2 protein-coding genes are annotated in these 2,213 nt (G+C 56.2%); both read left to right on the top strand.

The features are described from left to right. Window positions 1–179: transglutaminase-like cysteine peptidase (locus XF30_RS33605; protein ID WP_192893328.1), on the top strand; the 179-nt coding region annotated here is incomplete at its 5' end. A 1,706-nt stretch (window positions 180–1,885) separates the two neighbouring features. Further along, on the top strand, window positions 1,886–2,213 hold a 328-nt coding region (locus XF30_RS38935), incomplete at its 3' end, for a hypothetical protein (RefSeq protein WP_204524534.1).

Here is a 2,213-nt window from a genome sequence, read left to right as displayed (position 1 = left end):
GTGAGCGCTGGCAACTATATCCTTCGCAAGCGAACTGCGGAGACTATGCCGTGTCAAAACGGGATACGCTTTTGTCCCTTGGCTGGCCGTCGTCTCGATTGCGCCTTGCTGAGGTGATCCTTCGTGGTACCGGCGAGCATCACCTTGGTCTGATTGTCTTCGGCTCTGCCTCCATCTAGGTTCTCGACAACCTACAACGCGAGATAGCGCCACTCAAACCGATGATGCGAACGATACGTGCTCGTCCGAATAGCCAGTTCAACGAGCCCCAATTTTGACGCACAGGTCCTCGACGCGCACGCGCCAGGTACTTTTCATTGGCGGTTTCCACTTGGCTCAATACTCCAGCTAAGCTCAACAAGGTGATCGGCGACAATACCGACCAAGCTGGAGTCCTCCTTACGATCGGTCCGGGCTGCATCCCGATCGAAGGCGCGGGCATTAAGCAAAGGATAAAGGATAACTCCTGGCCGATGAGAGAGCACGCTTTCGCACTCGCGGAGGATCCTCGATTTAGATCGTGATCGCGGGCGCTTGAGACATTTATCTAACCGAGGATGACCAATATTACGACGGCGGCAGGCTAGTGTCTTTGACGTCCCCCGCGGCCGGAAGCTAGCGTTCGGTAACCTCCAGCGGCGCATCACCAGTCTCGTTCGATAGGGTCAAGGATGTCGTGCTTGTCCTCGACAATCCATTCGCCGGATGGTTCAATCCAACCGGGCCACATCTCCGTCTAAGATCCGGATGTCGCACACTTGCCAATCTGACCCAAGCAAAGAGCATGCCGTTTTTCGCTCGGCCGGCCTAGACAAGCTAAACCCATATAGCGTCTGACAAGCTCGGCGAAGGGGGACGGCTGGCTCAAACGTTTTTAGCTGTTTTAAGGGGCCCGCCGCTCACCCGCCCTCTGCTCAGAGGCGGCCTGAATGAGGAAGTAGGATCGAGAAGCCACACTTGCGCGCCATTTCGACCCAAAAAGTGCTTGGCCAACCTGCGAACGGTTGCTTTTCTACCGACGACGCTGGTAAATTTCGCTAGTATTTGGACCAGCCGCGCGGGTTACCCGAAGCGCTTCTCGTGATGGGGATGTGGCGAGTGCGACTGGGATTTAAATTCGCAGGCGCGAGGAGCTTTTGGATGTTCATGAAGCTATTGCGATCCGGCCTTTTCGCCGTGCCGCTTACGCTGGGGGCAGTGAGTGGCGCTAACGCCTTGCAGATCGCCCCACCAGCAGCGCTGTTCACGAGTCACAGCCAAGTGACTCCTATTACGTTCTGGGCGCAGCCGTACCCATACCGCTATGTACCGGTGCGCCGTTGTCCCTTGGTGCGCGTCGAGACGCCTTATGGCTGGTACATGGACCGGGTTTGCACGCCTGTTGGTCCAGTGTTGCGTCGCGCGTATTGACAGCGTGGTCCCTCGGTCACGCTGGCCTTGTGCAACGAACATCATTCGACCTAGCGAAGCCTCTTCGCAAGTTGTCAGGCTAGGGGCGCCGCGCGAGTTTCTTCAGAGCTGCGATTTGCCGCAGATTTCTCCGCGTTCAGAGATTATTGGGCGCTTGCGCTCTGTATCTAATCGCTCTCGTCCCGGCGCCGACGATTTCCCCGGTTGACGCACAGTGGATGACATCGGATCTCTCGCTGAGATGATGCATTGGAAGAGATGATAGTTCGATGGGCGCGCGTGTACACGTGATCTTTCAGCACTTGCTCACTCGGGCAACAAATTAATAAGCATTGTCGTAGCCAACCATCAGGACTGTCTCCGACCGATCTGGAGCTCGACCGGAAGAGAGGACCTCCGGAGCCAAACGCCGAGCCTCAACGCGTTAACACATTGCTAACCGCTCTCCTCCTAGAGTTCCAATCGCGGAACCTAGTTGGTCGTGCCGCTTCTGCGGCACGAAGCGGTGATTAAGCAACTTGCGACAACATCTGCGATCATTGGGCTGATCCTCGGTGGCTGTGCGAGGACGCCTTCCCATACAATGACTTCAGTTGCTTGGGATGGATTTAGTGACGACCCCAATCGCTCCGTTGTGAAAAGACAAACTCGGCAGAACCCGGCTCTCGCAAACCGAGGAGGAAATTCCAACCTTGAGCGCGAAAAGACACTTGCGACGCTTCGCCCTTATTCCGATGCGTGGTGGGTCGTGAACGACGAGATTGAAGCTGAGAACGATCGACAGCTGAACTCGAAGTTAGCGA

The organism is Bradyrhizobium sp. SUTN9-2, from assembly GCF_003122645.1.
Classification (GTDB): Bacteria; Pseudomonadota; Alphaproteobacteria; order Rhizobiales; family Xanthobacteraceae; genus Bradyrhizobium; species Bradyrhizobium yuanmingense.
The sequence above is the reverse complement of the archived record's forward strand: the minus strand, read 5'-3'. Positions and strand labels throughout refer to the sequence as shown.